The sequence below is a fragment of the Peptoniphilus sp. DNF00840 genome, from assembly GCF_001553125.1.
Lineage (GTDB): Bacteria > Bacillota > Clostridia > Tissierellales > Peptoniphilaceae > Peptoniphilus_A > Peptoniphilus_A vaginalis.
The window spans coordinates 15185-40025 of sequence record NZ_KQ960189.1 but is presented as its reverse complement, the minus strand read 5'-3'; the positions used below and the strand labels follow the sequence as shown (position 1 = coordinate 40025).

Below are 24841 nucleotides of genomic sequence, written 5' to 3'. Positions count from 1 at the left end.
ACTTCCTTTCTTACACTATTTATGGTACTAAATAAGTATGCTATTGTAGAATATTTGTATGAAATGGCAACAATTGATAATTTTAGAATGATAATTTTATCTCATAATTTTGATTTTTATAGAACAATTTCTTCTAGACTCAATGTACCTCGTAAATCTAGATTTATCGTTGAAAACAAACAGGATTTAAATTTGATAGAAGAAAAATATCAAAAGCAACCTTTTATAACATGGAAAAGTAAACCAGATAAATATTCTTTATTTGCACTTATACCATTTGTTAGGAATCTAATTGAATATAGTTATGATAAATATGTTAATGATTCAAATTATTATGATGGCGACTATGAGCTATTAACTAATTTACTACACAATAAAGATAATTCAGGAACTATTACTTTTAAAACTTTAGGGAAAGTATATAAAGAATATTTAGGGAAATTTGATATACCAAGTGAATTTAAAGAGGATGATCTGGTTATAGAAAAGCTTTATGAAACTACTGAAAACTTAAGTAATAACTTAAATTTACTCGAGCATAAAGTTTTATTATCAATGGCTTGTAGACTTAAAGCTGAGGAAATAATGTTAGATAAAATTAATAATTATAATGGGATGCTCAATTGGAAAGTGAAAAATAATTTGAAAACAGGAGATAAAGCGGAATTTCTGAATCATGTAGATAAAACTAATAATATGACCAGGGTATTATTTGATGCATATAAGCAGATTGCGAATGAAGAACAAATTAATATTGTTAATGAAGTTAATATAATGACTCCAGAAAATATTCATATAAACTCTTTTATGTATGAGCCTATAATGGATATGGATATTAACGAATTATTGAACTTATATAAAAAACTTAAAAAATTAATATAGGTCATTTAATTATATTACATTAAAGACGGTAGATTATTTAAAATCTATCGTCTTTTTTATTACTCTAAAAGGAGGTAGGAAATGCAAGTAAATGATTTTAAGAATATACAAGAAGCAATAAAGTATGAAGTTTTGCAAGATGAAAAAGAATATTTAAAACTCTTAAAAGTTATAGGCAATAATCAGAAATATGATTTTTCTAGCCAATTAAGTATATATAACAAAGAACCTGAAGCTAGAGCTTGTGCGACTTTTGATATGTGGAAGAAATATTTTGGTCGAGTTGTTATGAGAGGAGAGAAGGGTATTCCAATTTTAGTTGGAAGTGATATAAATCAAAGAGTTTCATATATCTTTGATATTAGTCAGACGACATCAATGGATAGGAATATTAATGAGGTTAGTTTATGGCAGTTTGATCACGAAAACCATAACGAGGCTTTAAAAGAAATAATAAATAATTCTTCATTTGAGGCTAGTGATTCACTTAATGAAAATATATTTTCTTTAAGCCGAATTTATGGAGATGAATACATTAACTTGGCTCTTGCTGATTTGAGAATAGATATAGAGGATAGACTTAGCTTTGAAAAGTTTATGAGGGACTCAATATCCTATGCAGTAGCTAATAGGTTTAATACAGTCTACCCTATGGATATGGAAAATTTAAAAAATAATTTTTCTAGGATTAATACAATTTCTTTAGAGCAGATAGGTCTTGTAATATCAAGGGTTAGTGAAGATATTATAGATAGCACAATAGAAAAATCTAAGGAAATAGATCGTGCTAGGCTGCTGACAGAAAGGGACGCTGCCGACTATAATAAAGATATAGAAAATATAAACGAAGATAGAGGAGGTCAAGATGATTTATATAGACGAGATGATAGGTCAAGAAGTAGAGATGGACGAGTTTTCACAGATGGAAGCGACAGAGGAAATAGCGATGAAGATCGAAGAGAAAGCCTTGGATATGATGGAGAAGGATCTGGAATTTATGGAGAGATTTCCGAATCCGACTTACGCAGTCCTAAGACTGTCTTACCTAGTAGGGAGCGAGGACATGGAGAACTGGAAGAAACTTCAGGAAATGTACGAGGAGAAAACACTTTTGAACCATCTGAAGGAAATTCAAGATCAGGCAGTGGACTTTATCAAGAGAGAGAAAGTCAAGATGATGAGAGCACAAGGATTGACAGAGAAGATGATGAGAGAGAATCCAGAGGAATACCAAGGACAGATGAACAACTTGATGGCAACAGTGAAGAGAATGGCAATCAAGGAATACGTGGAAGCTTAGAAAATGAAATAAGCCAAGAAAAGGAAGCTGATGAAGCTTCTTTTTTTGATGGCAACAATATTGAAAAAAGAAAAGACTACTGGATTGTAGAATTTAATGAAAACCACGAATTAGTTCCCGATTATAGTGGGCAGATAGTAACCAAAGAATTAATTAATGTCCTAAGACAAAAAGATATTGATGTTAAAGACCATAATCAAACACTTGGAGAAAATGAATTTGGAGAAATGACAGATGATTATATAGGATATTTCAAATTCTATTTTGACCACTATGTAGACGGAGAAGTTGTCGAACACTATAGGATTGACCTTGGTGATGGTGAAGAAGTAAATGAGCGTGAATTTTCATATTTAGAAGAACAAGTTGCACTAAGTGAGGAAAAATCTTCACAAGAAGAAGTTAAGGAAAATATAGAGCTTAAATTTAAGATAGGCGATCAGGTTAGATATAAAGATAAGGACTTTACTATTACAGATTTTGATGAACTAAGTGGAGGACTTAAAACTGTAACCATTAGAGATAATATGGAATATATGGGAGGTATGATTAGGGGTTCGGAAGTAATTCCATATAGAAACGATTCATACCTTGAAGAAATCTTTGAAAATCTAAGTCAAACATCAGAAAAACTAGCAGTAAAGGTTGGTAAGGAATTTATTTTAGAAGATGAGAATACCTTTGATGGAATTAACTTAATTGAAACAGGAACTAAGGTAGAAGTTAATGGAGAAGAAATCCCCTTATATAAAGGTGAAACATTTGAAGAAAGTAGAAAGATTGACGACCTTTTAGATAGTGGAAACTATGAGATACACAAATTATCTGAGCATGAAAAACAAATCGAAAGACAAGTAGAACAAGAAAGCTTTATTGATAACTACAATCCAGAAATTGACCAAATGATGGATAGATACAATGTGCCTAGGGAAGCTGCCGAAAACTTATTGAGGGGAAAAGAAGATTTAAAGAATCTAGGCTATGAACCTAATAAGGAAAGGCTAAGTTTTGCTAGAAATTATGACTTGAAAAATCATATCTACTCAGAATACCTTACACCATCAGAAAAGCTAGATAAAAATATCAAAGCTATTAAAATGCTAAAAAGACTTGAAAATGAAAATAGGAGTCCAAGAGAATATGAACAAGCCTATCTTGCTGATTATCTAGGTTGGGGAGGTCTTGCCGATGTATTTGATGAAGAAAAGGGAGGACAATGGCTTGAAGCAAGAAACATTTTAAAAGAAAATTTAACACATGAAGAGTATTTGAATGCTAAAGAGTCTACCTTAACATCGTTTTATACACCTAGAGAGGTAATGGATGGAATATATAAGACTCTAACAGATATGGGATTTAAGACTGGAAATATCCTTGAACCATCTGCAGGAGTCGGTAATTTCATTGGTAATATGCCAAGTGAAATGAAAGCGTCTAAAGTTTATGGAGTAGAAAAAGACAGCCTAAGCGGAAGAATAGCAAGAGAACTTTATCCTGAAGCTAATATTCAGATTAAAGGCTTTGAAGAAACAAATTTCTCAAATAATTTCTTTGACTTGGTAATAGGAAATGTTCCCTTTGGAGATTTTAAAGTTAACGATCGTGAATATAACAGAAATAACTTTCTGATTCACGATTATTTTTTTGCGAAATCTATAGATAAGGTTAGGAATGGAGGAATTATTGCCTTCATAACATCATCTGGAACTATGGATAAAAAAGATGAATCTGTTAGAAAATATATTAATGCAAGATGTGAGTTTTTAGGAGCGATGAGGCTTCCTAATACAACATTTAAAGGACTTGCTGGCACAGAAGTTACTTCAGATATTATTTTTCTAAAGAAGAGAGATTCAGTTATAGAAAGAGATGATGATTGGATTCATTTGGCAACCGATAAAAAGGGTTTGACCTATAATAAATACTTTGCAGATAATCCTCAAATGGTATTAGGGGATATGAAAGAAGTATCTGGTAGATTTGGAAATACTATTACTTGTGATGAAAAAGAAGACGAAAATCTAAAAGATTTAATGGATATTGCAAGTAAGGAAATATCTTCAAATTCAAAATATGAAGAGGTCGAACTATTGGAAGATGAAGAATTAAGTCTTCCAGCAACAGACGATGTTAAGAATTTTTCCTACACCATTATTGACGAAGATGTCTATCTAAGAGAAAACTCAGTCTTAATCAAGCAGAATATATCAGATAAAAACAAAGAAAAGATAAAAGATTATCTTGATGTAATGAATGCTTTAAAAGATGTAATAAAAAAACAAAAGGACGATTTTTCTGATGAAGAAATAAAAGAGTCACAGGCAAAGTTAAATGAAGTATATGATAACTTTTCAAAGAAACATGGCTTTATTAACTCCTTATCAAATACTAGAGCCTTAAAGGAAGACTCAAACTTTCCTTTAGTATCATCAATAGAAATACTTGATGATGAGGATAATTTCAAAGCTAAGAGTGATATATTTTCAAAAAGAACAATAACAAAGGCAAAAGTAGTAGACCATGTAGATACTTCCCTTGAAGCCTTAGTCTTATCTGTTTCACAAAAAGGATATGTAGATTTCGACTATATGGAATCTATCACAAGTAAAGATAGGGACACCTTGATTGGTGAACTTGAGGGCGAAATATTTTTAGACATTAAGGACACAGACCTAATAAATAACAGAATGCCCTTTGAGAACTTTGACAATGACGATCCATTTCATTTTTCATATGTATCGGCTGATGAGTATTTAAGTGGCAATATTAGAGAAAAGATTGGCTACCTCAATTCATATATCGGAGAAATTGAAAATGTAATAGATTTAGCACCTTCTGAAAAGAAAGACACATTATTAAACGAGTTAGGTAAACTTAAATATCAAAGAGAAAAATTACAAGAAGTTATGCCTGAAGAACTCACTGCTTCTGACATAAATGTGAGGTTAGGAGCAACATGGATACCTCAGAAAGATATAGAAGACTTTACTTTTAATCTTTTAAAAACACCAGGTTATGATAGGTGGAATATAAATGTTAGGTTCTCACCACATACAAGTGAATGGAATATTGAAGGTAAAAGTGTTGATTCGACTAATGACCTTGCTAACATGACTTATGGTACAAGTAGAGTAAATGCCTATAAGCTAATTGAAAATGCCCTTAATCTAAAAGATACAAAGGTGTTTGACCAAGTAATAAATGATGATGGTTCTAAGACTTCTGTATTAAACAAAAAAGAAACTATGCTTGCAAGTCAAAAGCAAGAACTGATTAAAGAAGAATTTAAGAATTGGATATTTGAAGATCCTGATAGAAGATATAGGCTAGAGAAGATTTATAATGAAAAATTCAATTCAATTAGAAATAGAGAATTTGATGGTTCTAAATTAACTTTTGATGGAATGAATACTGAAATCAGACTTAGAGAACATCAGAAAAACGCCATAGCAAGAACTCTATATGGAGGAAATACACTACTTGCCCATGTAGTAGGAGCAGGAAAAACTTTTGAAATGGTAGCTTCTGCTATGGAATCTAAAAAGTTAGGACTTGCAAGTAAGTCATTATTTGTAGTTCCTAACCATCTAACCACTCAAATTGGTAGAGAGTTTATGCAATTATATCCGTCAGCAAATATTATGGTGGCCGATAAAAAAGACTTTCAACCAAAAAACAGGAAAAGATTTATTGGTAGGATTGCAACTGGAGAATATGACGCAGTCATTATAGGACACTCTCAATTTGAAAAAATACCAATGTCTAAGGAATACCAGGTAAGACATATACAAGACCAAATAGATGATATAGTTTCCTTTATTGATGAGAACAAAAGAAATAGAGGAGAAAATTTCACAGTAAAACAACTGGAAAAGACAAAGAAGAAACTCCTGGTAAGACTGGAAAAACTAAACGATGACTTTAAAAAAGATGATGTAATAACCTTTGAAGAGCTAGGAGTAGATAAGTTATTTATAGACGAAGCTCATAATTACAAAAACCTATTCTTGCATACAAAGATGAGAAATGTTGCGGGTATCGGTCAGAGTGAAGCTTTTAAGTCTTCTGATATGTATATGAAATGTAGGTATATGGACGAAATGACAGATGGCAAGGGAATTGTATTTGCTACTGGTACACCAATATCAAATTCAATGACAGAGCTTTATACCATGCAAAGATACCTTCAATATGACGATTTAAAGGCAAGAGGATTAGAACATTTTGATGCTTGGGCTTCTACATTTGGAGAAACAGAAAACACCTTTGAATTATCTCCAGAAGGCACTGGATATAGGCAAAAGACAAGATTTTCAAAGTTCTATAACTTGCCAGAGTTGATGTCTATGTTTAAAGAAGTAGCAGATATAAAGACTTCAGATATGTTAAATTTGCCAGTACCAGAAGCAAATTTTGAAGTTATTAAAACAAAACCGACTGAGGAACAAAAAGAAATATTAGAAGCTATTTCAGAAAGGGCTGATGCGGTTAGAAATAACCAAGTAGAACCGACAGAAGACAATATGTTAAAGATTACAAATGATGGTAAAAAACTTGCCCTAGACCAAAGATTAATAAATCCACTACTTCCCGATGATCCTAATTCAAAGGTAAATGTATGCGTTAAAAATATCTTTTCGATCTGGGATAAGACAAAAGAAAAATCATCGACCCAATTAGTATTTTCGGATATGTCTACACCAAAAGGAGATGGAGAGTTTAATATCTATGACGATATTAGAAATAAGCTAGTGAATATGGGAATACCAAAAGAGGAAATAGCCTTTATTCACGAAGCAGATACAGACAAACAAAAAGATGAATTGTTCTCTAAGGTAAGAAGAGGAGAAGTGAGGGTATTATTAGGATCTACTCAAAAAATGGGAGCAGGTACAAATGTACAAAATAAACTAATAGCCTTACACGATTTAGACGTCCCATGGAGACCGTCTGACCTAGAGCAAAGAAGTGGTAGAATTGTTCGTCAAGGTAATGAAAATGATAAGGTAAATATCTTTAGATATGTAACTGAGAATACATTTGACGCGTATTTGTGGCAGACAATAGAGAATAAACAGAAATTCATATCCCAAATAATGACAAGCAAGACGCCTGTGCGTGTTGCTGAAGATGTTGATGAAGCAAGTCTATCTTATTCAGAAATTAAGGCTCTAGCTACTGGTAATCCTCTAATTAAAGAAAAGATGGATTTAGATAATGAGGTTACAAAACTGAAAATGCTGGAAGCAAACTACAAGTCTAATAAATATAAACTTGAAGACAAGGTAAATAAATATTATCCTCAAAGTATATTAAAAACTGAAATGGAAATAAAATCAGTTAAAGAAGATATTGCAAGTATTGAGAAATTAGGAGAAGGAGATAACAAATTCACTTCAATCAGTCTTGGAGCAAATAAAATTTTAGATAAGAAAGAAGCTGGAGAGAAGCTATTAGAAGAAATAAAAAAGGTAAAGATAAATGATAGCAAGGTTATTGGTAAATATAGAAATTTAGACTTACAAGTTTCATATAACTTTATGACTAATACTCACACCTTTAAACTACTAGGAAAAGCAGAATACTTTGGTGAATTTTCAAACTCTACTGATGGTAATATAACAAGGCTTGATAATGCCATTGAAAAAATGCCTGCAAGACTTGAAAGGTTGAATCAAAACCTTGAAAACTATAAAGAATCTTTAGAAAATGCCAAAGTAGAATTAACTAAACCATTTGAAAAAGCAGATGAGTTAAGGGATAAGACACTAAGACTAGCTGAGATTAATAAACTTTTAGATATGGGAGAAGTAGAAGAATTAGAAAACCAATCACCATTATTAGAAGATTTAAAGAGGGCGATAGTTGATTATTCTAATTACGAGTTTTCAGAATCTAATAGCTATGAAGATTTTGACAAACTATACCCCGATTTAAGCCATATAGGACTTGCCTATACAGAAACACCTGATGGTAAGCACTCGATTCAATATGAGGTAAATTTGGAAGAAAAAACATGGATTCAATATGTAGATAATGTAGCTATTAGAACAGAATCTTTTGTAGAAGAAGATATATCTAACTCACAAGCTATTAAAGATATGACTGAAGCCATAAAGATGTCAAGTTTTGATGATCTGGTATCAGTAGATGAAAAAGATTTAAAACAAGCTCTAGGATTAGAAATAGATGATGACGGAAACTTCTATGATCCACTGGCAAAAGATCTTGACAATGATGGAATACCAGATAGGTATGACAATGATTTTAAAGATAGTGATTACTTTGAATCGACTTATGATGTAGAGGATAATCTTCACGCAAGGGAATATAAACCATCAATATTGGGTCAAATATCCAAATTCAAATCAGAAGAAGAAAAAAATAAAAATCAAGAAAAAAGTGAAAAAGGACAAGAAAGATAGAGGAGAGCGAAAGGCTCTCCTTATTTAGTACAAGGAGGAAATTATGGAATACAAAGATATTAGAGAAAATTTAGAAGAAATGATGAATGATAATTACAAGGACTTTATAAAAGCACTTGTGAGTATAGAAAAGGGCGTTACTGATGAAAAGGCACTTGAAGAAGTCTATGTTTTATTTATGATCAAAGACACAACAGGTCTATTAAATGATGACTTTGACTATATGATTGATGATATGAAAGAACAAGGTAAGATTGTTGAAAATGTAAGTGATTTTGAAGAAAAAGACGATCTCATAAATCTCGTGGGTAATATAGCTGGCAAAGTAGAAAACCTTGAAAGAGAAAATGCAAATGGAGAAAAATTCAAAGTAAGTAACTTTTCAATTATTTCAAAAGATGACGATGGGAATAAAGTTTATACCAATTGTTCAGCCTATGGAGATAAGACAAAAGATTTAGATAACCTAAAACAAGGAGATTTTGTTAAAATATTTGGTCAAGTAAAAACAAGCATTGACAACAACGGAAAGGAACATAAGAATGTCCGTATTTTGTCTTCTAAGCTCTTAAAAGCAAAAGAACGAGTAAAGAGTCAAGATAAAGATAAAAAGTCCATATTAGGGCAAATAAAAAGCTTTAAGACAGATGACAAAGCTAAGTCAACTAAGAAAGAGCATAGCAAAGGTGAAGAGAGGTAAATATCGGCAGTCTTCGGACTGCCTTTATTTTTTTAGTTACAGTTATTTTCAAGATCTATAAAATATATGTTAGATTCTTATTATTAAAATATTTTATAGACCTTTATTTGACTCAAGAGATACATAAATTAATAATATAAAGTTCTTGCAGAATATTTAAACTCTTCAGGATATTTTGCTAAGATACTTTCTACATGTTTTTGAAAAATTTCTAAGATTAAATCTGAAATTTCATTCATTGATGGTAACTGTTCAAATGAAAAGATGACTTTATCTCCTATATCATCATTTATCACAAAATCTGATATTACAACGTCATAGTTTGATTGTCTTAATTTTTCAAAATTAATCTCACATTCATTAAAAGTTTGTATATCCATTACATTTTCAAACCAAAGATTAATTATACTTTCTAATGTTTTTGCATAATAATAATCGTAGTGACTAATAATTAATATTTTAGGTTTCATTGATGATTTTATTAGTTGTGGTATTAAATCTGGCCACAAAATATAAATGTTATAAATTAAGTCATCTAACTTATATTTAGAATCAGAGTGAAACAAATTCAAGTAATCTTGTAATATTAATGATAAGTCTTTGTGAAATTCAAGATTTAAAAATTTTGCATAATCCAAAAAATATTTTGAATGATCTACAAAGAAATCTACACCATCAACATTAGAAATTTTGAATTTAAAGTATGTAAATATTTGTTTATAGAGTTCTTTTTTGTTTTTCACAGTCAGATTATACTTTTCAATTAAAAAGTTTATGTTTTTTTCGTAATAAGAATAATATTTGTAATAATCAAATTTGTCTCCTATAACTTCCATAGGGTCTAGAATAAAAAACAAGAAGTTATCAGAAAAAAAGTAAACTAATATTTGATATAAAACATCTTCTAAAGAGCATACTGATTTAGGAAATTCCTTTTTAATAAAGTTTATAATTTCTTGATTTTTAGAAAGAGCTTGAACTATGTTAATTAGCTGATTGTTATTTCTATTTGAATCTATTTTATAGCCTTGCTTAAATCTTATAATGGAAACTGCAATTCCAATTTGTATGTACTCAAAATGAGTATAACATATTTCTCCGTGAATATAAGGAATTATATTTCTTACAATTACATTTACAGATTCTTGATTTAACAAATCACTAAAGACCCAGTTTTTTGGTGAAGAGTTTGTTTCTATAAATAAATTAATATAGAATTTTCTGATTTCTTCTTCGTTTCCAATAAAATGTAAATCTGAATAAGAATAATTTAGATCGTAAACGCCATCCAAAGAATTGTTTAAGAATTTTATGCTTCTATAAATAGAAGTTTCGCTTACATTAAAATTAATGGCAATATCTAATTTATCTATGTTTGTTTGAAAAAAAGTCTGTTTTAATATATTAATTATTAATGATTTATTTAAAAAGGTTCTTTGCATTGTTAAAAGACCAAATTTAGAATCTAGGTTTATTTTAAGCATAGATCCAGAGATGGTGAATTTGACCAAATCAGAGAAAGTATATTCCAATCTGTCTATGTAAGAATTTAATGTTTTTCTGGAAACTTTTATGTAGAGCATAAGATCTCTTAAGTTTAACCATTTATTATTGTTTCTGTATAAATAAGTCATAAGGCTCATTAATTTTTTATCTTGCTCATTTACTAGCATAATTTCAACTCCATAAATACTTAATTATGTTATTTATTATTATATTTTTCTCTCATAAAAGCAATTCAAAAATTCCCTTCAAAAAATAAAAAAAAGGAGTAATTCTATAAAATGACTTAAATTTTTTATTGAATTATACTTTAGAAGTTGAAGTAGATATTTTGAGATTATTACATATTAAATAAGATTTTGAAAACTATACTTGTATTTTCTGTTATTTTTATTTGAAATTGTAATATTTTTATTTGAAATTCTAAAAAGCTCTAATTTTAAACATTAGATTATCAAATTAAATGCGACTCAAATTATCAAAGCAAGCAATGGGATATATATACAAATTGAGCTATTTATATTTTGTTGCTGATAGTTTTTCTATGCCCAAAATTTAAAAAAATGGTGCAATCAAAACCGAATTAAGCGTTAGGAGATGGATTATGAATTTTTTAAACGATTACGATAAAGCTACTTAGTTATAATATAAGGATCTAAAATCAAAAACATGAATTTATTAATTAAGGAGGAAATATGAAAAATAAGATTCAAAAAATATTTAGAATGATGCTGGCACTTGTTCTTTTGTTGACAAGTATGGGAATAAATAACGTATTTGCAGCTGAAAATGGTTCGATAACCGTAAATGGAACAACTGAAGGAAAGACTTATGGAATTTATAAAATATTTGACTTAACTTACAAAGATGACAATGTATCTTATACTATAGCAGATGAATGGAAAGATTTTTTCACTAAAGGAAATGGTAAAGAGTTTATAGTTGATCAAAATAATGCAAGTAACAGCCTCAATACTATTGTAGTAGATGGGAATGTTAAGTATATAAACATTACTGAGGATAATGTAGCTGAATTTGCAAAAAAAGCTATGGGTGAAATGCACAATAAGACCAGGGTAGGAGTTCAAAAAGCAACTGGCACAAGCCTAAAATTTACTGGTCTAGAACTCGGCTACTATCTACTACATCCTGAAGGAGCATCTGAAGCTGCCGCAGGTCAAAGTTCTATCGTTTCTCTAACATCTACTAAGCCTGATGGTGAAGTCAAGGTAAAGGGAATTTATCCTACAATAAAAAAGGAAGCTGATAAAAAATCTGCAGATTATGGAGAAAAAGTAAGCTTTACAATTACAGGAAAAGTTCCAGATCCAACTGGCTATAAGAAGTATGAATATGTTCTAAAAGATAGTCTTCCAAAGGGCCTAAGTATTGATGCAAATAGCATCAAAGTTACCATTGGAGGTACTGAAAAAACAGCAAATATTACAAAGGTTGTAAATGGTCAAGATTTAAGTGTTACATTCAATATATTAGAGCTTGTGAAAAAAAGTTCTGCTATAGTTGGTCAAGAAATAAAGCTTACTTATGATACAACAGTAAACAAGGACTTTGTTCTAGGTAATCAAGGTCAAGAAAATAAGGCTCATTTGGAATTTTCTAATGATCCTAAAGATGAAAGCAAAAAAGATAAGACTCCTGATGAAAAGGTAAAAGTATATTCAGGAAAAATCAAAGTTTTGAAGTATGCAAAAGGCGATAAGGAGAAAAAACTTGAGGGTGCACAATTTGCCCTTAAAAACTCTGAAGGAAAATATTATAAATTAGAAGAAACAAATGATAAAAAGAAGGTTACTTGGGTTGACCAAGAAAAAGACGCAACAGTTTTAACATCAGATAAGAATGGTGAACTCGAATTTACAGGAATAAAGGCTGGAACTTATAAGCTAAAAGAAACAAAGGCACCAGACGGATACAACTTACTTACAGAAGAAAAAGAAGTTGTCTTGAAAGATGGCACTAATGGAGCAGACACAGTAACTATGGAAGCAACTTCTGATGTAGAGAATAGTTCAGGTACAGAACTACCAAAATTGGGTGGAACTGGAACTAAATTATTTGCTTTAATTGGTGGAGCAGTAATTATTTATGCAGTACTAAGCCTTGTTAGAGGAAAAATTAAATTACAAGAAAGGTAATATTGAGAAGGAATTTATTTCCTTCTCATAAATGAATTATGGAGAAAAAGAAATCTATTTTTCTAAAAATTTTGCTTGTAATCGGCTTCCTTATTTTTTTCTACCCTAATATAAGTGATTATGTAAATAGTTTTACACAAACTAAAGGCATTATAAATTACGAAAAATCTTTAGATGAATTTGATAAAGTAGATATTCAAAAAATCAAGGATGATGCAGTTTTATATAATCAAAAAATTTTTGCAGAAAAAGATGTTATTTATAATCCAAATTTAGTTGGGGGCTACAAAGAAAGTTTAAATCCATTTAATGATGAAATGATGGGCTTCCTTAAAATTGAAAAAATAGGAGTCTGTCTACCGATATATCATGGTGTAAATGAAGGGGTTATACAAAAAGGAGTAGGCCATTTACCTGGTACATCGTTGCCAATAGGTGGGAAATCAACACATGCTGCTTTATCAACTCATAGTGGTTTACCAAGTGCAAAATTATTTACAGATTTACACAAGTTGGATATTGGTGATAAGTTTATAGTATCGGTCTTAGGTGAAGACTTATATTATAAGGTAATCCATAAAGATATAGTCTTGCCTAAAGATGTAGAAGCCTTAAAAGTTTGTGAAGGGAAGGATTACGTGACCTTATTTACTTGTACTCCATATGGAATAAATACTCATAGATTACTTGTTAGAGGAGAAAGGATTAATTCACCAACCATATTAAAAGATGAAAAATCAAAAGACGTAGTTAAGAAAAACATGTTTTTAACTATTATTAAATTGGTTTTAATGTTTGGTTTGATTATTATAATTATCCTTTCAATAATAAAAGATTTTATAGATCTTAAAAAAGAGAAAGCTTTATAGAAAAATAGTGATTGACATACTAAAAATTGGAGGAGAAATATATGAAAGGCATGAATAAAAGAAAGCTAGTGTGTTTTTTTGTATTGCTATTTAGCTTCATTTTAAATTTTCAAAATATTTACGCAAGTAATATTACTAATTCTCCAGAACAAATAGATTTTACAATTTCATATACAGATGGAAGTATTAAAATACAAGGTGCTGAATTTAATATCTATAAAATTGGAAATATTGATAAAAATAATAATATTAGTTTGTGCGAAGAGTTTAAGAAATATCCAATAAAAGATAATAAATTCAGTGAATCTCAGTTGAATGAATATGCTAATACCTTAAAAGGTTATGTAAAAAAAGATAATGTAAAACCATTATATAAAGGAAAAACTGACAAGAACGGATTATTGAATACGAAATTACAAAAAGGTTTATACCTTATTGTTGGGGAAGATTTAGTTACTGAGAAATATAAGTATGTAACCAGTCCGTTCATCGTTCTGCTTCCTGAATTAGATAAAGAAACTGGAAAATATTTAAACAAAACGACTGCTTATCCTAAATTTACTAAAGAAGAAAATTTGAAAAACAAAATAAATATAGATGTCTTAAAAGTTTGGGATGATGATGGTTATGAAAACAAAAGACCAAGTTTTATAGAAGTATGCCTATTAGCTGATGGTAAATTAAAAGAGAATGTAAAGCTAAATAAAAAAAATAATTGGACTTATGTTTGGAAAAATCTTGATCCAGGTATTTCTTGGACAGTAGTCGAAAAGAATGTTAATAAAGACATATACAGAGTGAAGGTTACAAATTACGAGAATAGTTTTGTTATTACAAATATTTATATTCCTCCTTATACTCCACCAAACAATCTTCCTAAAAAACCGCCTATGATACCACAAACTGGACAATTATGGTTGCCAGTATATTTATTATCAGGATTAGGCATTGTAAGCATTGTAATAGGATATATAAAAGAGAAAAAGGAGGGGGAAAGCTATGAAAAATAAATTATTAAAATTTATTAATGTGTTTCTTGCTACCATCATGATATTCTCAAATTTTTCACCTGTATTTGCAAGTGCAAATAATGATGACAATTTATCTGTCTATAAACAAGGTATTATTCAAAAAAGTACAACTCAAAATACCATAAGTGATCATACTATCTTTAATGAACAAAATGAAGAAGATAATAATTCTTCTAATGATGATTCTAATGACAAGAAGCAATCTTTAGACACAGAAAAAACACAGTTATCTGAAGAAGACGAAAACTTTATAAAAAATCTTAAGTCTATGATAGAAAATAAAGATTTTAATATTGTTGGAGAAGATGAAGATAAAGTTGAATCAGATGAATCAGATGATGTAGATGGACTAAATAAGTTAAAAATTATTAAAGTCAATGAGGAAACAAGTTATACAAATTTAGTTATAAATCAAGAAGAATCTTATCGAGATTATAAATGTATAGATTTAGAGGCAAAAGATAATAAAACAATTAATGAAATAAATTTATATACAAATGAAAATGTAGAAGTAATAAAAAACTTATTTACAGAAGAACAGAGTAATAAAATACAAGAAATCTTAAATAGGATAGAACTATACTTAGGAGAAAATGGGCAAGTAAAGCATTATGGAGAAATTAAAAATTTAATTGAAGAGTTAAGAAGTATAAAAGCCTTATATTCACTGGAAGATCAGGGAATTTCAGTAAAGAAAGAAAGTTCTCTTGAAAATGGAAACACAAGATTTTTATCTTTAGAAAATAAAAATCCAGAAAATAATAAAATAAAACTTCTTATTAAAATTAATAAATATAAGGAAGAAAAAAACGACTCTTTAATAAGACTTGTTGTAAAAAATGAGACCGAAGAAGACCAGTTTTCTATAGTTAATGAAAAAGATATGCCGAATTATAGATCATTATCAACTATGTTATATAGCAATGATATTCCGGTCAGAGATACAGAAACTATAGAACCAGATGATATAGCTCCACCAAATTATTTGAATTTGTTAGCTAATATGCCAGGGGCATCTGCAACAGTCGAACCAGGACCTGGAGTAAATGGAGATGACTGGACTTATCAAAAAGATGTGATTGAGTTACCCGCAAATACAGAAACTTATAGTGAAGCTTTATGGAATGGAGATTGGTCAGAGGCCTCAACTACCTTATTTAGTCAATTTAAAGGAAATGATGCTACTGTTGTTAGGTTCAAACCTTCAGACCCTAGGGCAAGAAATTATAGAAAGAATATGGATGCTGGTTGGGATAGGAAAGACTTAAACCTTGCTACAACTAGGATGTGGGTTAAAGTAAAATATAAAAATGCAGCCTACTATAAGAATGAAATAGTTGATTGTGAAGCGATAATAAAAGTTACACCAATGAAAAATAGGAATGAAAATTCCTATAATGACGAGGACTATGGAGAGGATCCTTACTATCCAATTTTGCAAATAAGTCATAATTTGTATAAGGGCTGGTGCTGGCAAAATGTTAGAGAAATAAATTTTGAATTGGTCTTCAAAAGAAAAAATGGGGAGGTTATTAAATTTGATTCATCAACCTTTGATGGGAAAAATGCAACATACTTTACAATCAATTCTTTGCATGAGGCATCAGAACATAGGGATGGTTCAATCCACTATTTGGGAGCAGAATATGTAAGACCAGATGAAGCTACTATTACAGGTGCTTATGTAATCCCGGGTTCAAATATCCAAACAAGTTACAATGGAGGATATTCATCAGGAATCCAATATGCCTATAATGGTGGGACTAATAAATGGGATGGAGATGATCCAAGCCATCCTGATTGGTCAAAGAATTCTGTGTTATTTACAACAGCAAATACACAGAGATTAAATTTCACCATGGGTAACCTTATGAGAGACCCTGAGTGGGGATATGTACCTAGAACTAACTTTGTTTGGACCTCTATGTCGACCCAATCCTTTACTAATTGCTATGTCAATTATAAGGATATAGAAGTAATTAAGTCGTGGATTGATGGGGATGACGAACATAATCCTATTAAGGTAAATTTATTTAAAAACTACAGAGTAAAGATTAAATATAAAAAATCTTGGTGGGATGTAGTAACTAAAGAAATAGAAATCAAAAATCTTTTGACAGATACCATAGAATTATCTAATTCAAATAATTGGAAATCTGGTTTTTATAGAATTCCTGATGAAGAGTCTCAAGCTAAAATCATTAAGAAAAATTATAAGAAAGATAAATATCAATTGTTGGAAGATGCAGGTGGTAATTTCCCTCAGGATGTTCCAAATAATTTTGAAATCGAGGAAGTAAGTGATTTTCAATATACAATTTCTGAGGTTAAAGTTCCTGGTTATACAACAAATATTGAAAAATCAACAGATATGAATCCAGAAAGTGATCTAAATAAAGACATCTACCATATTACAAATTCTAAAGAAGGTTATGATCCAGGAAAACCAAAACCATTAAATCCTAAAATAACTGTAAATAAAAAAATAGATTATCTTGGAGATGGAGTTGAAAATAGGGATACAAACGTTCAAAGATATGTAAATTATAAAAATCAATTAGAAGATATTTATAGATTATATCTCGATGTAGAAGGTGAGAAACTTAAAAAACAAGAACCTGTAGATTTGTTATTTGTGTTAGATGGCTCTTCCAGTATGGGAACAAAAGACATGAGCTGGAATGGTGAAGCTATTAGTCGTAAGGATGCCATGATTGGGATGATAAATAATACTGACTTAGTTGAAAATTTCTTGAAGCAAAATGATCAAAATAGGGTTGCCTTCCTATATTTCGAAGGATACGCAAGAAATGAAAATACAAAAAGAGAAGATGGATATACTTACCATGAAGATGCGCAAATTATTAAAAATTGGTCCCATAGCTTTGATAGGAATATAGATTTCGATTTTAAGGCTAGATATATGGGGACAAACTACCAAGCGGGTCTTATGATGGCAGAAGAATTGTTAAGAAAATCTGAAGAACAAAAAGGTAGAAGGCAAGTTATGATTTTTATTAGCGATGGGGTCCCAACTTTTTGGATTGACAGTGATGGTAACCGTCGTGAGGATGGTCGTAACAGTTCGACCACTGTTAGTAACTCAAAATTTTATACTGAAGAATTTTTGGATGGCTTTTATAGGAGACATCCAAATCTAATCACCCACGCTGTGGGGGTATCCGAAGATATAGATGAAGAGAATCTTTTAGAATCAAAAAGTCCAGAAGTTCTCAAATACATGGCAAACAAGGGAAAAGGATCTTATATTGGAGTTAAAAGCAATACAGGAGAGCTAGTCTCTAAATTAAATTATGCTATTGAGGCTGCTGTAACAGAAGTAAGGATAGAAGATACCTTAAGTGATAGAGTTGAGCTTTTAGCCGATAAGGCAGACTTTAAAGTTGTTAAAATCAATAAAGATACAGGGGAAGAAACAATTCTTTGGGAAAATGGTCATGAAACTTGGCAAAATGGATATGGTTCTAATAAACATATCAATAGCTTGGTCTATGACGAATTTAATAAAAAAGTTGTTTTGACCTTTAACCCTAACTATAAATTAGAAGAAAATACAAAATATGTTCTTTCATATAATATCAAAACAAACCAGCAAGCAAAAGATGATTTTCTTAATAATGGTTATGATGCTGAAGGTGATAGGGATACAGATTATGAGGGGAATAATACTAGTTCCGAAAAAGAGGGATTTTATGCTAATAAAATAGCCGAAGTTTACTATAATGGTGGGAAAAAAGTATATCCTCATCCTGTTGTTCAAGTAAAAAAATTACCAAGTTATGAATTACCAACTACAGGTGGAACAGGCACTAAACTTATAAAAACAGTAGGTGCAGTAGTTTTTGTAATAGCAGCATTCAGTCTAATTAGGAAAAAAAGAAATGATTAGGAGGAATATATATTTTTATTTTGGCGGAGTATGTATTTTCATAGCCCTAATATTTCTGACTCATAATGTTACAGAAGATTATGAAGTTGATGAAAGTACTAAGAAAATAGTAAGTGAGCTTAAAGAGAGCGTGGAAAATGATTCAAATCAACAAAATAGATATATAGATAATCCTAAGATGGAGATGCCTATAAAACAAATTAATGGATATGATTATATAGGTTATTTGAGAATTAAAAAACTTTCATTGGATTTGCCTATAATGAATGAATGGTCATATCCTTTAATTAGGGTTTCTCCAGCTAGATTTAAGGGAAGTATATATGAAAATAACATGATCATATTAGCCCATAATTATAAAGCTCACTTTGGTTATCTTTATAAGCTCGATCGTGGAGATATGGTTGAATTTGTAGACATGGATAACAATCACTTTATTTATCAAGTAGAAAAAGTTGAGAAGATAAATGGAGATAAAATGGAAGAGCTTTTATCTGGCAATTGGGACTTAACCTTATTTACATGTACATTAGGTGGTAAATCTAGAGTTGTTGTACGTTGTAAAATTCAAAAATAATATTCCTGAAAATAATTAAGGTATTATTGATTTTATAATTGTGAAAAGTGAAGGATATGAATGGCTAAATTTCTTGATTTAAAAGGAGAAAAGTTTGGAAACCTTATAGCTATCTACAGAATAAAAGATAGTGAACATAAAGGTTATGCTAATTGGTTACGCAAGTGTGATTGCGGATCAAAAGTTGTAGTTAACATTAAAAAATTAAAACGAGGCACGATTACAAATTGTGGCTGTATACTAAAGAAAAATGCACTAAATGGGAATAAAGCAGAAAATCTTCTAGGTAAAAGATTTGGAAAGCTTAGAGTTGTCAAACGTGCAGAAAATAAGAATGGTAGAGTTAGATGGCTTTGCGAGTGTGATTGTGGCAATGAAAAAATTTTTACTGCTAAGTCATTAAAATCAGGGCATATAAAAAGTTGCGGATGTACGAAAGATTTTAAAACGAACAATTATAGAGATATAATGGGAAAAAAATTTGGACGTTTGCTAGTTTTAGAGCCTTCAATTTATAGAGATAAAAAAGGCTCAATTAAATGGAAATGTATATGTGATTGTGGTAATGAATGTTTAGTTACTGAAGATAATCTCGTTCGTGGAAAAACAACTAGTTGTGGTTGTAAGAAAAAAGAAATACGCTCAAATATTTGTAATCAGGTCAGCTTATATCAAGACACAAGTTATACGTTTTTAAAGTTTAGAAAAAATGTAAGATCGGATAATAAGTGTGGAGAACTTGGAATATAAAAGCTAAATAATGGAAAATATAGAGCGTTTATAGGTTTTAAAAAGAAAAGGTACGATTTGGGTACTTATAATATAATTCAAGAAGCACTATTTAAAAGAAAGTATGCTGAAGAAATTTTACACGAAGGTTTTTGCGATGCTTTTGAAAGATGGAAAGTGTTAAGCAATGGAAAGAAGGAGTGGGAAGAAAAAAACCCTCTTATTTATGATGTGGAATTTAATAATAAAGAATTTAACATTATATGTAATATTGAAGAATTAGAAAAAATAAGTTTTTAAATTGAATTAAGTTATAGATTTGTCAGGATAAGATAAAAAGTCCATATTATGGTAAATAAAAATCTTTAAGACAGATTATAAAGCTAAGCCAAATAAAAAAGAATATCAGTGATGTAGAGATAAAGATCGGCAGTCTTCGGACTGCCTTTATTTTTTTGCTTAGTATAACGCGGTAAATCATATAATTGAAAGGAATCTGTATTATATGCTATAATTAGGTAGTTAATCTATACATTTAGAAAGGTAAAATATAGAATTGGAGAATGATATGGGATTTTCATATAATAAATTATGGAAGTTATTAATAGATAAAAATATGAAAAAAACAGACTTACAATGTGCAATCGCAACAACTCCCAAGACAATAGCAAAAATGGGAAGAGACGAAAATGTAAGTTTGGAAACATTAGGGAAGATTTGTGAGTATTTTCAATGTGATATTGGAGATATTATTGAATATGAGGGAGATGAAAGAGATATATCCTAATATAAATCTTGAAGATACTTTAGATTGTGCTTTTGATAATAGAAAATTGTTAAAATTTAATTAGTAGAGGTAGTTAAAGATGAAAGATTTTGAAACGCTAGAAATAAGTATTCCAGCAGATCCTGATGGTTATGTTTTATTAAAGTGTCCATCTTGCGGAGAGAGATTTATGCTTCTTGTAGAAGATATAGAAGATGACACAAATTTGGATATTTGGTGTCCTAACTGTGGTTTAAAACACCAAGACTATTTAGATGATGAAACAATAAATCTAGCGGAGAGTATGATAGAGAATAAAGTAGCTGATATATTAAATGAATTTTCAGCCACTATGAAAAAAAGTTTCAAAAACTCAGAAATTAGAATTAAAACCGAGAAAATTAAAAAGCAGCCAGAGATACCTATAGGACGAAAAACTGGAGATTTTGAAGAAAAATATTATGAGTGTTGCGAGAAAAAAGCAAAAATTAGTAGCATAAAAAAACTTGAGGGTGGATATTGTCCTTTTTGTGGGGAGATTGTAGATGGAGATTAATAAGAAAGAACTAAGAAAAATTAGTAGAAAATTTAGAAGTTTGGGTTCAGATGTAATTAATGCAGATTATAGGGAACAAATCGATCTCCTAAGAGAATTTATAGATTATGTAGATAAGACATCTTTGATAAGAAATTATATTGAAAGTTTCAAATATGATATAGATGATTTAGAGGAAAGTATAAATAATGTTTATTCATCTTATGGGAGACAATGTTTAGATTTGGGAAGTAATGCAGGAAGAAGATTGTATCTTTTATACTCTACTTTTAAATACATTTTAGAAAATAATTTAAATACAATTAACTTTGGATGGTTTTACGCTAATAGCAACAAGTATCAAGATATGGCACAAAGTTTTGGGAATAGAATGGTTTACCCATTTATTTCAGGAATTGAAGAATATATTAAAGATATAGCAACTGATATGGGGTACGATGACAATAATAAATATGAAATTAACATAAATAGTTCTGGTGTTCAGGTAAATTTAGCTAGTGATAATTCATCTATAGATGCAATACAAAATAATTACTTAAATAAGAATGAAATTGATGAAGAAATATCAAAATTGGAAAGCCAATTGGAAAATATAGATGACGAAGATAAACGAAGTATTTTAATGGGAAATATGGAGTTGATAAAGGGAGAAGTAGTCAAAGCAAATCCTAATAAAAATCTATTAAAAACTAGTTTTAATTCTTTAAAATTTATGATTGGATCTATAGCAACACTTCCAGATTTTATTGAAGGTATAAACAAATTAGGTGCATTATTAGGAATTCTAAAGTAGGTTTAACCATGCTTAGTTATATAGAAAAAGGATATCTTGATGAATTATTTAATAGAGGTGGCTATGTTCTAGATTTTTCTACGAATGATTTTGATGAGTTCACATTTCAAAGTATAGGGATAAGATTATGTGAAAAGTATCATCTGTCAAAAGGAAAGTCACTTAGAGAATTTACAAACGAAGGTGATTCTTATAAAATTGCTAAACTATATAAAGATCTTTTAGAGTTTTACTCTGTTTATTTTAGTGATGAGATAGAAGAAAACAAAAAAATAATAGAGGAACTTCTTTTAAATCTCTATATATTAAGTGTAAAGATATTATTAATCGAGAATTATCAAATAGCTCAAATCTTATGTCAGAAGCAGAAGTTTTGAAAATTAAATTCTCCTCTGAATATATTAATTCTCAAATTGATTTAATGCTAGAAATGGTGGATAGAAATCCCACAGAAGCAATAGGAAAATCAAAGGAACTACTTGAAAGTTGTTGCAAGGAAATTTGCAATAATTTAGGAGAGAATAAAAAAGATAACTTAAAATTAACACAATTAGTTAAAGAAACCTTTAAGTGTTTAAAAATTCCAAATGAAAACATGATAATTGATGAAACTGAAGACAAAATAGTAAAGCAAATTACAGGGAGTTTAAATGGACTTGCTTCAGGAATTAACGATCTTAGAAATCATTATGGAAGTGGACATGTAAGAGAAAGGAATTTTAAAGCTTTGAGTAAAAAGCATGCAGAACTTTCTGTAGGTGCGAGCATAACATTGACTAGATATCTTTGGGATTCTTTTAGAGAAATCGAAAATAGTAATAATTTATAAGATCAAGAAGTGAAGATGTTACCTCTCCACTTCCTTTCCATAATAATTTTCATAGTTTTTCCTGTACTGAACAAGGTCAGAAAATTGTTCTTTATTCAAAGAATACTCTTGCATAAGGGTGTTCTTTTTTTCTTGCAGTTTATCGAGGTTTGTTAATATTTCTTTTGTATTTGGTAGTTTTTTATAATTCTTTAGTATGTCTTGAGCGGATATTTTATAGACAGAAAGTTCGCTATAATACTCATCTGCAAATTGCTTATCCTCAGGATTTTTCTTGTGGTATTTATAGATTTCACGATACTTATTTATAGTATTTATATTTTCCATATCTTGAGATAAACTCTTCATTTCAGTTTCAATTTTCTTTATTTTATCTAACAAATTTTGTCTATCATCTGCGGCTTTTTTTATTAGATCATCGAGTTGAGTGATTGAATTAATTCCTTGCTCTCTTAATTTAATTATTGAATCAGCCATCGTTTTGATATTATGTTTTCTTGCCCAGACTTCATAACCTTTTGAGGATTGAGCCTTTTCATTAGTAGATATATCAATAACATTTCCTACACGTTTTTTAATAGGATTAGCTTTATTTTTGATAGCTAAATTTATTCTTTCTTTGATTTTTTCTTCGGTATAATCTTCTCCAATAGTCTTTGCTCTTGTAAATCTTTGCTTATCTTTATGGCGAAAAGCAATGTGTTTACCAAACTTAATTTCATAATCAAGAGATTTCATATTTTCTAAAAATTCTTCCCACGAGTTAGACTTATTAATCATTCTGTCTATATCAAATTGCAGTTTAGATTTCCAGGAATTTCCTTTCTTGTTTTGGTCATATTCGTACCAAGACTTACCAGCAGTTTTATATTTTCTTTTGTAAGCTTCATAATATTCATCAATGACTGAAAGCTTATTTTCCTTACATAATTCATCACTTTGATACCTGATTTTATGATAAGTTTTTTTGTTAGACTGGTAGCATTTACCAGTCTTGTAATTAACATTATTAAAAATAATATGGTTGTGTATATGCCCTCTATCTATATGAGTTGCAAGAACAAATTCATAATCTTCTTTTAAAATTTTCTTGCATAATTCCATTCCTATTTCATGAGCTTTTATAGGATCAACCTCTCCTGGTAGAAAAGATTGGATCAAATGTCTAGCCAAAACTGTACCTTTAGTATCATTGTCTTCTCGTGTTTTCATAAATTGAATATGGACAGTAGATGGATGACATTTGAATGAAGATACCAAGATTTTTTCATCAGTTTTTTCACTCTTAGTTATATAGTCTATTGCCAAATTTAGAGTTGATTTTATAGGATGTATTTTTGTAATTGCCATACTAATCACCAGAACTTTCTTTTGATTTATTAAGAAGTAGGGAATGGATCTGCCATATTTCTTTTGACAATTTTTCTATTTTTTCTCTCATATAATCAATATCTTTCTTGTAAATAATGCTAGTTGTATTAGTGGCTTTTGCAATCTGGTTTATATTATTTGTTGCATTTGAAAGTAGCCATTGCAGGTTTCTAAATGGTTCTAAATCTACAATATAAATTTCTTTTTCTAATACACATTTTCTAAGAAAGTGGGACATGGTTTTGCAATTTGCAAGTTTCACTTTCTTTTCAAAAATTTCTTTTTCTTCATCTGTTAAATATATTTTAAGTTGATTTTTTCTTGTTCTATTATCCATAGTATATCTCCTTATCATAAAATATTGGGGTCTCAGGGTTCTCCCTAACAAGGTAAAATTGATAAAAAAAGAAGCAGTCCATAAAGGTTCTGCTTCATCAATTTTTC

The 24841-nt window shown here is 29.8% G+C and carries 18 protein-coding genes and 1 pseudogene; 16 read left to right on the top strand and 3 right to left on the bottom strand.

Annotated elements, in window-relative coordinates; all coding sequences use genetic code 11:
* From HMPREF1864_RS00700 to HMPREF1864_RS00690, 4 genes and pseudogenes are all read left to right on the top strand, one after another.
* Window positions 1-882: pseudogene (locus tag HMPREF1864_RS00700) on the top strand (hypothetical protein); the annotation flags it as partial.
* Between the two features lie 865 nt (window positions 883-1747).
* Window positions 1748-2182 carry a hypothetical protein gene (locus tag HMPREF1864_RS08795; protein WP_369817827.1) on the top strand — a complete coding sequence of 145 codons (435 nt, stop codon included), beginning with the start codon at window positions 1748-1750 and terminating at the stop codon, window positions 2180-2182.
* 227 nt (window positions 2183-2409) lie between these two features.
* Window positions 2410-8607 carry a helicase-related protein gene (locus HMPREF1864_RS00695; RefSeq protein ID WP_369817826.1) on the top strand — a complete coding sequence of 2066 codons (6198 nt, stop codon included), beginning with the start codon at window positions 2410-2412 and terminating at the stop codon, window positions 8605-8607.
* Window positions 8608-8650: 43 nt separating this feature from the next.
* Window positions 8651-9307 carry a hypothetical protein gene (locus HMPREF1864_RS00690; RefSeq protein ID WP_062570923.1) on the top strand — a complete coding sequence of 219 codons (657 nt, stop codon included), beginning with the start codon at window positions 8651-8653 and terminating at the stop codon, window positions 9305-9307.
* Between the two features lie 128 nt (window positions 9308-9435).
* On the opposite strand, the gene HMPREF1864_RS00685 is transcribed toward HMPREF1864_RS00690, so the two are convergent.
* Window positions 9436-10980: a helix-turn-helix domain-containing protein gene (locus HMPREF1864_RS00685; protein WP_062570922.1), complete on the bottom strand. Its 1545-nt coding sequence runs from the start codon at window positions 10978-10980 to the stop codon at window positions 9436-9438.
* 525 nt (window positions 10981-11505) lie between these two features.
* Between HMPREF1864_RS00685 and HMPREF1864_RS00680 the strand changes: the two genes are divergently transcribed.
* From HMPREF1864_RS00680 to HMPREF1864_RS08690, 12 genes are all read left to right on the top strand, one after another.
* Window positions 11506-12966, top strand: a complete 1461-nt coding sequence (locus HMPREF1864_RS00680) for a SpaH/EbpB family LPXTG-anchored major pilin (protein WP_062570921.1) — start codon at window positions 11506-11508, stop codon at window positions 12964-12966.
* Between the two features lie 38 nt (window positions 12967-13004).
* The gene (locus HMPREF1864_RS00675; RefSeq protein WP_062570920.1) at window positions 13005-13835 is read left to right on the top strand and encodes a class C sortase; all 831 of its coding nucleotides are present in this window, start codon (window positions 13005-13007) and stop codon (window positions 13833-13835) included.
* A 41-nt stretch (window positions 13836-13876) separates the two neighbouring features.
* Entirely contained in the window at window positions 13877-14845 is a 969-nt protein-coding gene (locus tag HMPREF1864_RS00670; RefSeq protein WP_062570919.1) for a Cna B-type domain-containing protein, read from the top strand.
* Window positions 14835-18776 (top strand): DUF7604 domain-containing protein, encoded by a 3942-nt coding sequence (locus HMPREF1864_RS00665; RefSeq protein WP_062570918.1) that lies wholly within the window; start codon window positions 14835-14837, stop codon window positions 18774-18776. Before HMPREF1864_RS00670 ends, HMPREF1864_RS00665 begins: the two co-directional genes overlap by 11 nt.
* Window positions 18769-19353, top strand: a complete 585-nt coding sequence (locus tag HMPREF1864_RS00660) for a sortase (RefSeq protein WP_062570917.1) — start codon at window positions 18769-18771, stop codon at window positions 19351-19353. The genes HMPREF1864_RS00665 and HMPREF1864_RS00660 overlap by 8 nt, the downstream gene beginning before the upstream one ends.
* 60 nt (window positions 19354-19413) lie before the next feature.
* Complete coding sequence (locus tag HMPREF1864_RS00655; RefSeq protein WP_062570916.1) at window positions 19414-20103, top strand: hypothetical protein; 690 nt, start codon at window positions 19414-19416, stop codon at window positions 20101-20103.
* A gap of 57 nt (window positions 20104-20160) precedes the next feature.
* The gene (locus HMPREF1864_RS00650) at window positions 20161-20382 is read left to right on the top strand and encodes a hypothetical protein (protein WP_062570915.1); all 222 of its coding nucleotides are present in this window, start codon (window positions 20161-20163) and stop codon (window positions 20380-20382) included.
* A gap of 268 nt (window positions 20383-20650) precedes the next feature.
* On the top strand, window positions 20651-20869 hold the full coding sequence (locus tag HMPREF1864_RS00645) for a helix-turn-helix domain-containing protein (RefSeq protein WP_062570914.1): 219 nt from the start codon (window positions 20651-20653) through the stop codon (window positions 20867-20869).
* Window positions 20870-20948: 79 nt separating this feature from the next.
* The gene (locus HMPREF1864_RS00640) at window positions 20949-21404 is read left to right on the top strand and encodes a hypothetical protein (protein WP_062570913.1); all 456 of its coding nucleotides are present in this window, start codon (window positions 20949-20951) and stop codon (window positions 21402-21404) included.
* Window positions 21394-22197: a hypothetical protein gene (locus HMPREF1864_RS00635; protein WP_062570912.1), complete on the top strand. Its 804-nt coding sequence runs from the start codon at window positions 21394-21396 to the stop codon at window positions 22195-22197. Before HMPREF1864_RS00640 ends, HMPREF1864_RS00635 begins: the two co-directional genes overlap by 11 nt.
* Window positions 22198-22205: 8 nt before the next feature.
* A complete protein-coding gene (locus HMPREF1864_RS08695) occupies window positions 22206-22574 on the top strand; it encodes a hypothetical protein (RefSeq protein WP_231723486.1) in 369 nt (122 codons plus the stop codon).
* Entirely contained in the window at window positions 22571-23026 is a 456-nt protein-coding gene (locus HMPREF1864_RS08690; protein WP_231723485.1) for an abortive infection family protein, read from the top strand. Before HMPREF1864_RS08695 ends, HMPREF1864_RS08690 begins: the two co-directional genes overlap by 4 nt.
* An 18-nt stretch (window positions 23027-23044) precedes the next feature.
* Here HMPREF1864_RS08690 and HMPREF1864_RS00625 read toward each other — a convergent pair whose 3' ends face one another.
* Both HMPREF1864_RS00625 and mobC read right to left on the bottom strand, forming a co-directional pair.
* Window positions 23045-24376, bottom strand: coding sequence for a relaxase/mobilization nuclease domain-containing protein (locus HMPREF1864_RS00625; protein WP_062570911.1), 1332 nt, complete (start codon window positions 24374-24376; stop codon window positions 23045-23047).
* Between the two features lies 1 nt (window position 24377).
* The gene (gene mobC, locus HMPREF1864_RS00620; RefSeq protein ID WP_062570910.1) at window positions 24378-24734 is read right to left on the bottom strand and encodes a plasmid mobilization protein; all 357 of its coding nucleotides are present in this window, start codon (window positions 24732-24734) and stop codon (window positions 24378-24380) included.
* Window positions 24735-24841: the final 107 nt, after the last annotated feature.

What these genes read in the sequence shown, in the direction of transcription:
- HMPREF1864_RS08795 (WP_369817827.1), top strand. Translation starts at nt 1,748, where the DNA reads ATGATTTATATAGACGAGATGATAGGTCAAGAAGTAGAGATGGACGAG.
- HMPREF1864_RS00695 (WP_369817826.1), top strand. Translation starts at nt 2,410, where the DNA reads ATGACAGATGATTATATAGGATATTTCAAATTCTATTTTGACCACTAT.
- HMPREF1864_RS00690 (WP_062570923.1), top strand. Translation starts at nt 8,651, where the DNA reads ATGGAATACAAAGATATTAGAGAAAATTTAGAAGAAATGATGAATGAT.
- HMPREF1864_RS00685 (WP_062570922.1), bottom strand. Translation starts at nt 10,980, where the DNA reads ATGCTAGTAAATGAGCAAGATAAAAAATTAATGAGCCTTATGACTTAT.
- HMPREF1864_RS00680 (WP_062570921.1), top strand. Translation starts at nt 11,506, where the DNA reads ATGAAAAATAAGATTCAAAAAATATTTAGAATGATGCTGGCACTTGTT.
- HMPREF1864_RS00675 (WP_062570920.1), top strand. Translation starts at nt 13,005, where the DNA reads ATGGAGAAAAAGAAATCTATTTTTCTAAAAATTTTGCTTGTAATCGGC.
- HMPREF1864_RS00670 (WP_062570919.1), top strand. Translation starts at nt 13,877, where the DNA reads ATGAAAGGCATGAATAAAAGAAAGCTAGTGTGTTTTTTTGTATTGCTA.
- HMPREF1864_RS00665 (WP_062570918.1), top strand. Translation starts at nt 14,835, where the DNA reads ATGAAAAATAAATTATTAAAATTTATTAATGTGTTTCTTGCTACCATC.
- HMPREF1864_RS00660 (WP_062570917.1), top strand. Translation starts at nt 18,769, where the DNA reads ATGATTAGGAGGAATATATATTTTTATTTTGGCGGAGTATGTATTTTC.
- HMPREF1864_RS00655 (WP_062570916.1), top strand. Translation starts at nt 19,414, where the DNA reads ATGGCTAAATTTCTTGATTTAAAAGGAGAAAAGTTTGGAAACCTTATA.
- HMPREF1864_RS00645 (WP_062570914.1), top strand. Translation starts at nt 20,651, where the DNA reads ATGGGATTTTCATATAATAAATTATGGAAGTTATTAATAGATAAAAAT.
- HMPREF1864_RS00640 (WP_062570913.1), top strand. Translation starts at nt 20,949, where the DNA reads ATGAAAGATTTTGAAACGCTAGAAATAAGTATTCCAGCAGATCCTGAT.
- HMPREF1864_RS00635 (WP_062570912.1), top strand. Translation starts at nt 21,394, where the DNA reads ATGGAGATTAATAAGAAAGAACTAAGAAAAATTAGTAGAAAATTTAGA.
- HMPREF1864_RS08695 (WP_231723486.1), top strand. Translation starts at nt 22,206, where the DNA reads ATGCTTAGTTATATAGAAAAAGGATATCTTGATGAATTATTTAATAGA.
- HMPREF1864_RS00625 (WP_062570911.1), bottom strand. Translation starts at nt 24,376, where the DNA reads ATGGCAATTACAAAAATACATCCTATAAAATCAACTCTAAATTTGGCA.
- mobC (WP_062570910.1), bottom strand. Translation starts at nt 24,734, where the DNA reads ATGGATAATAGAACAAGAAAAAATCAACTTAAAATATATTTAACAGAT.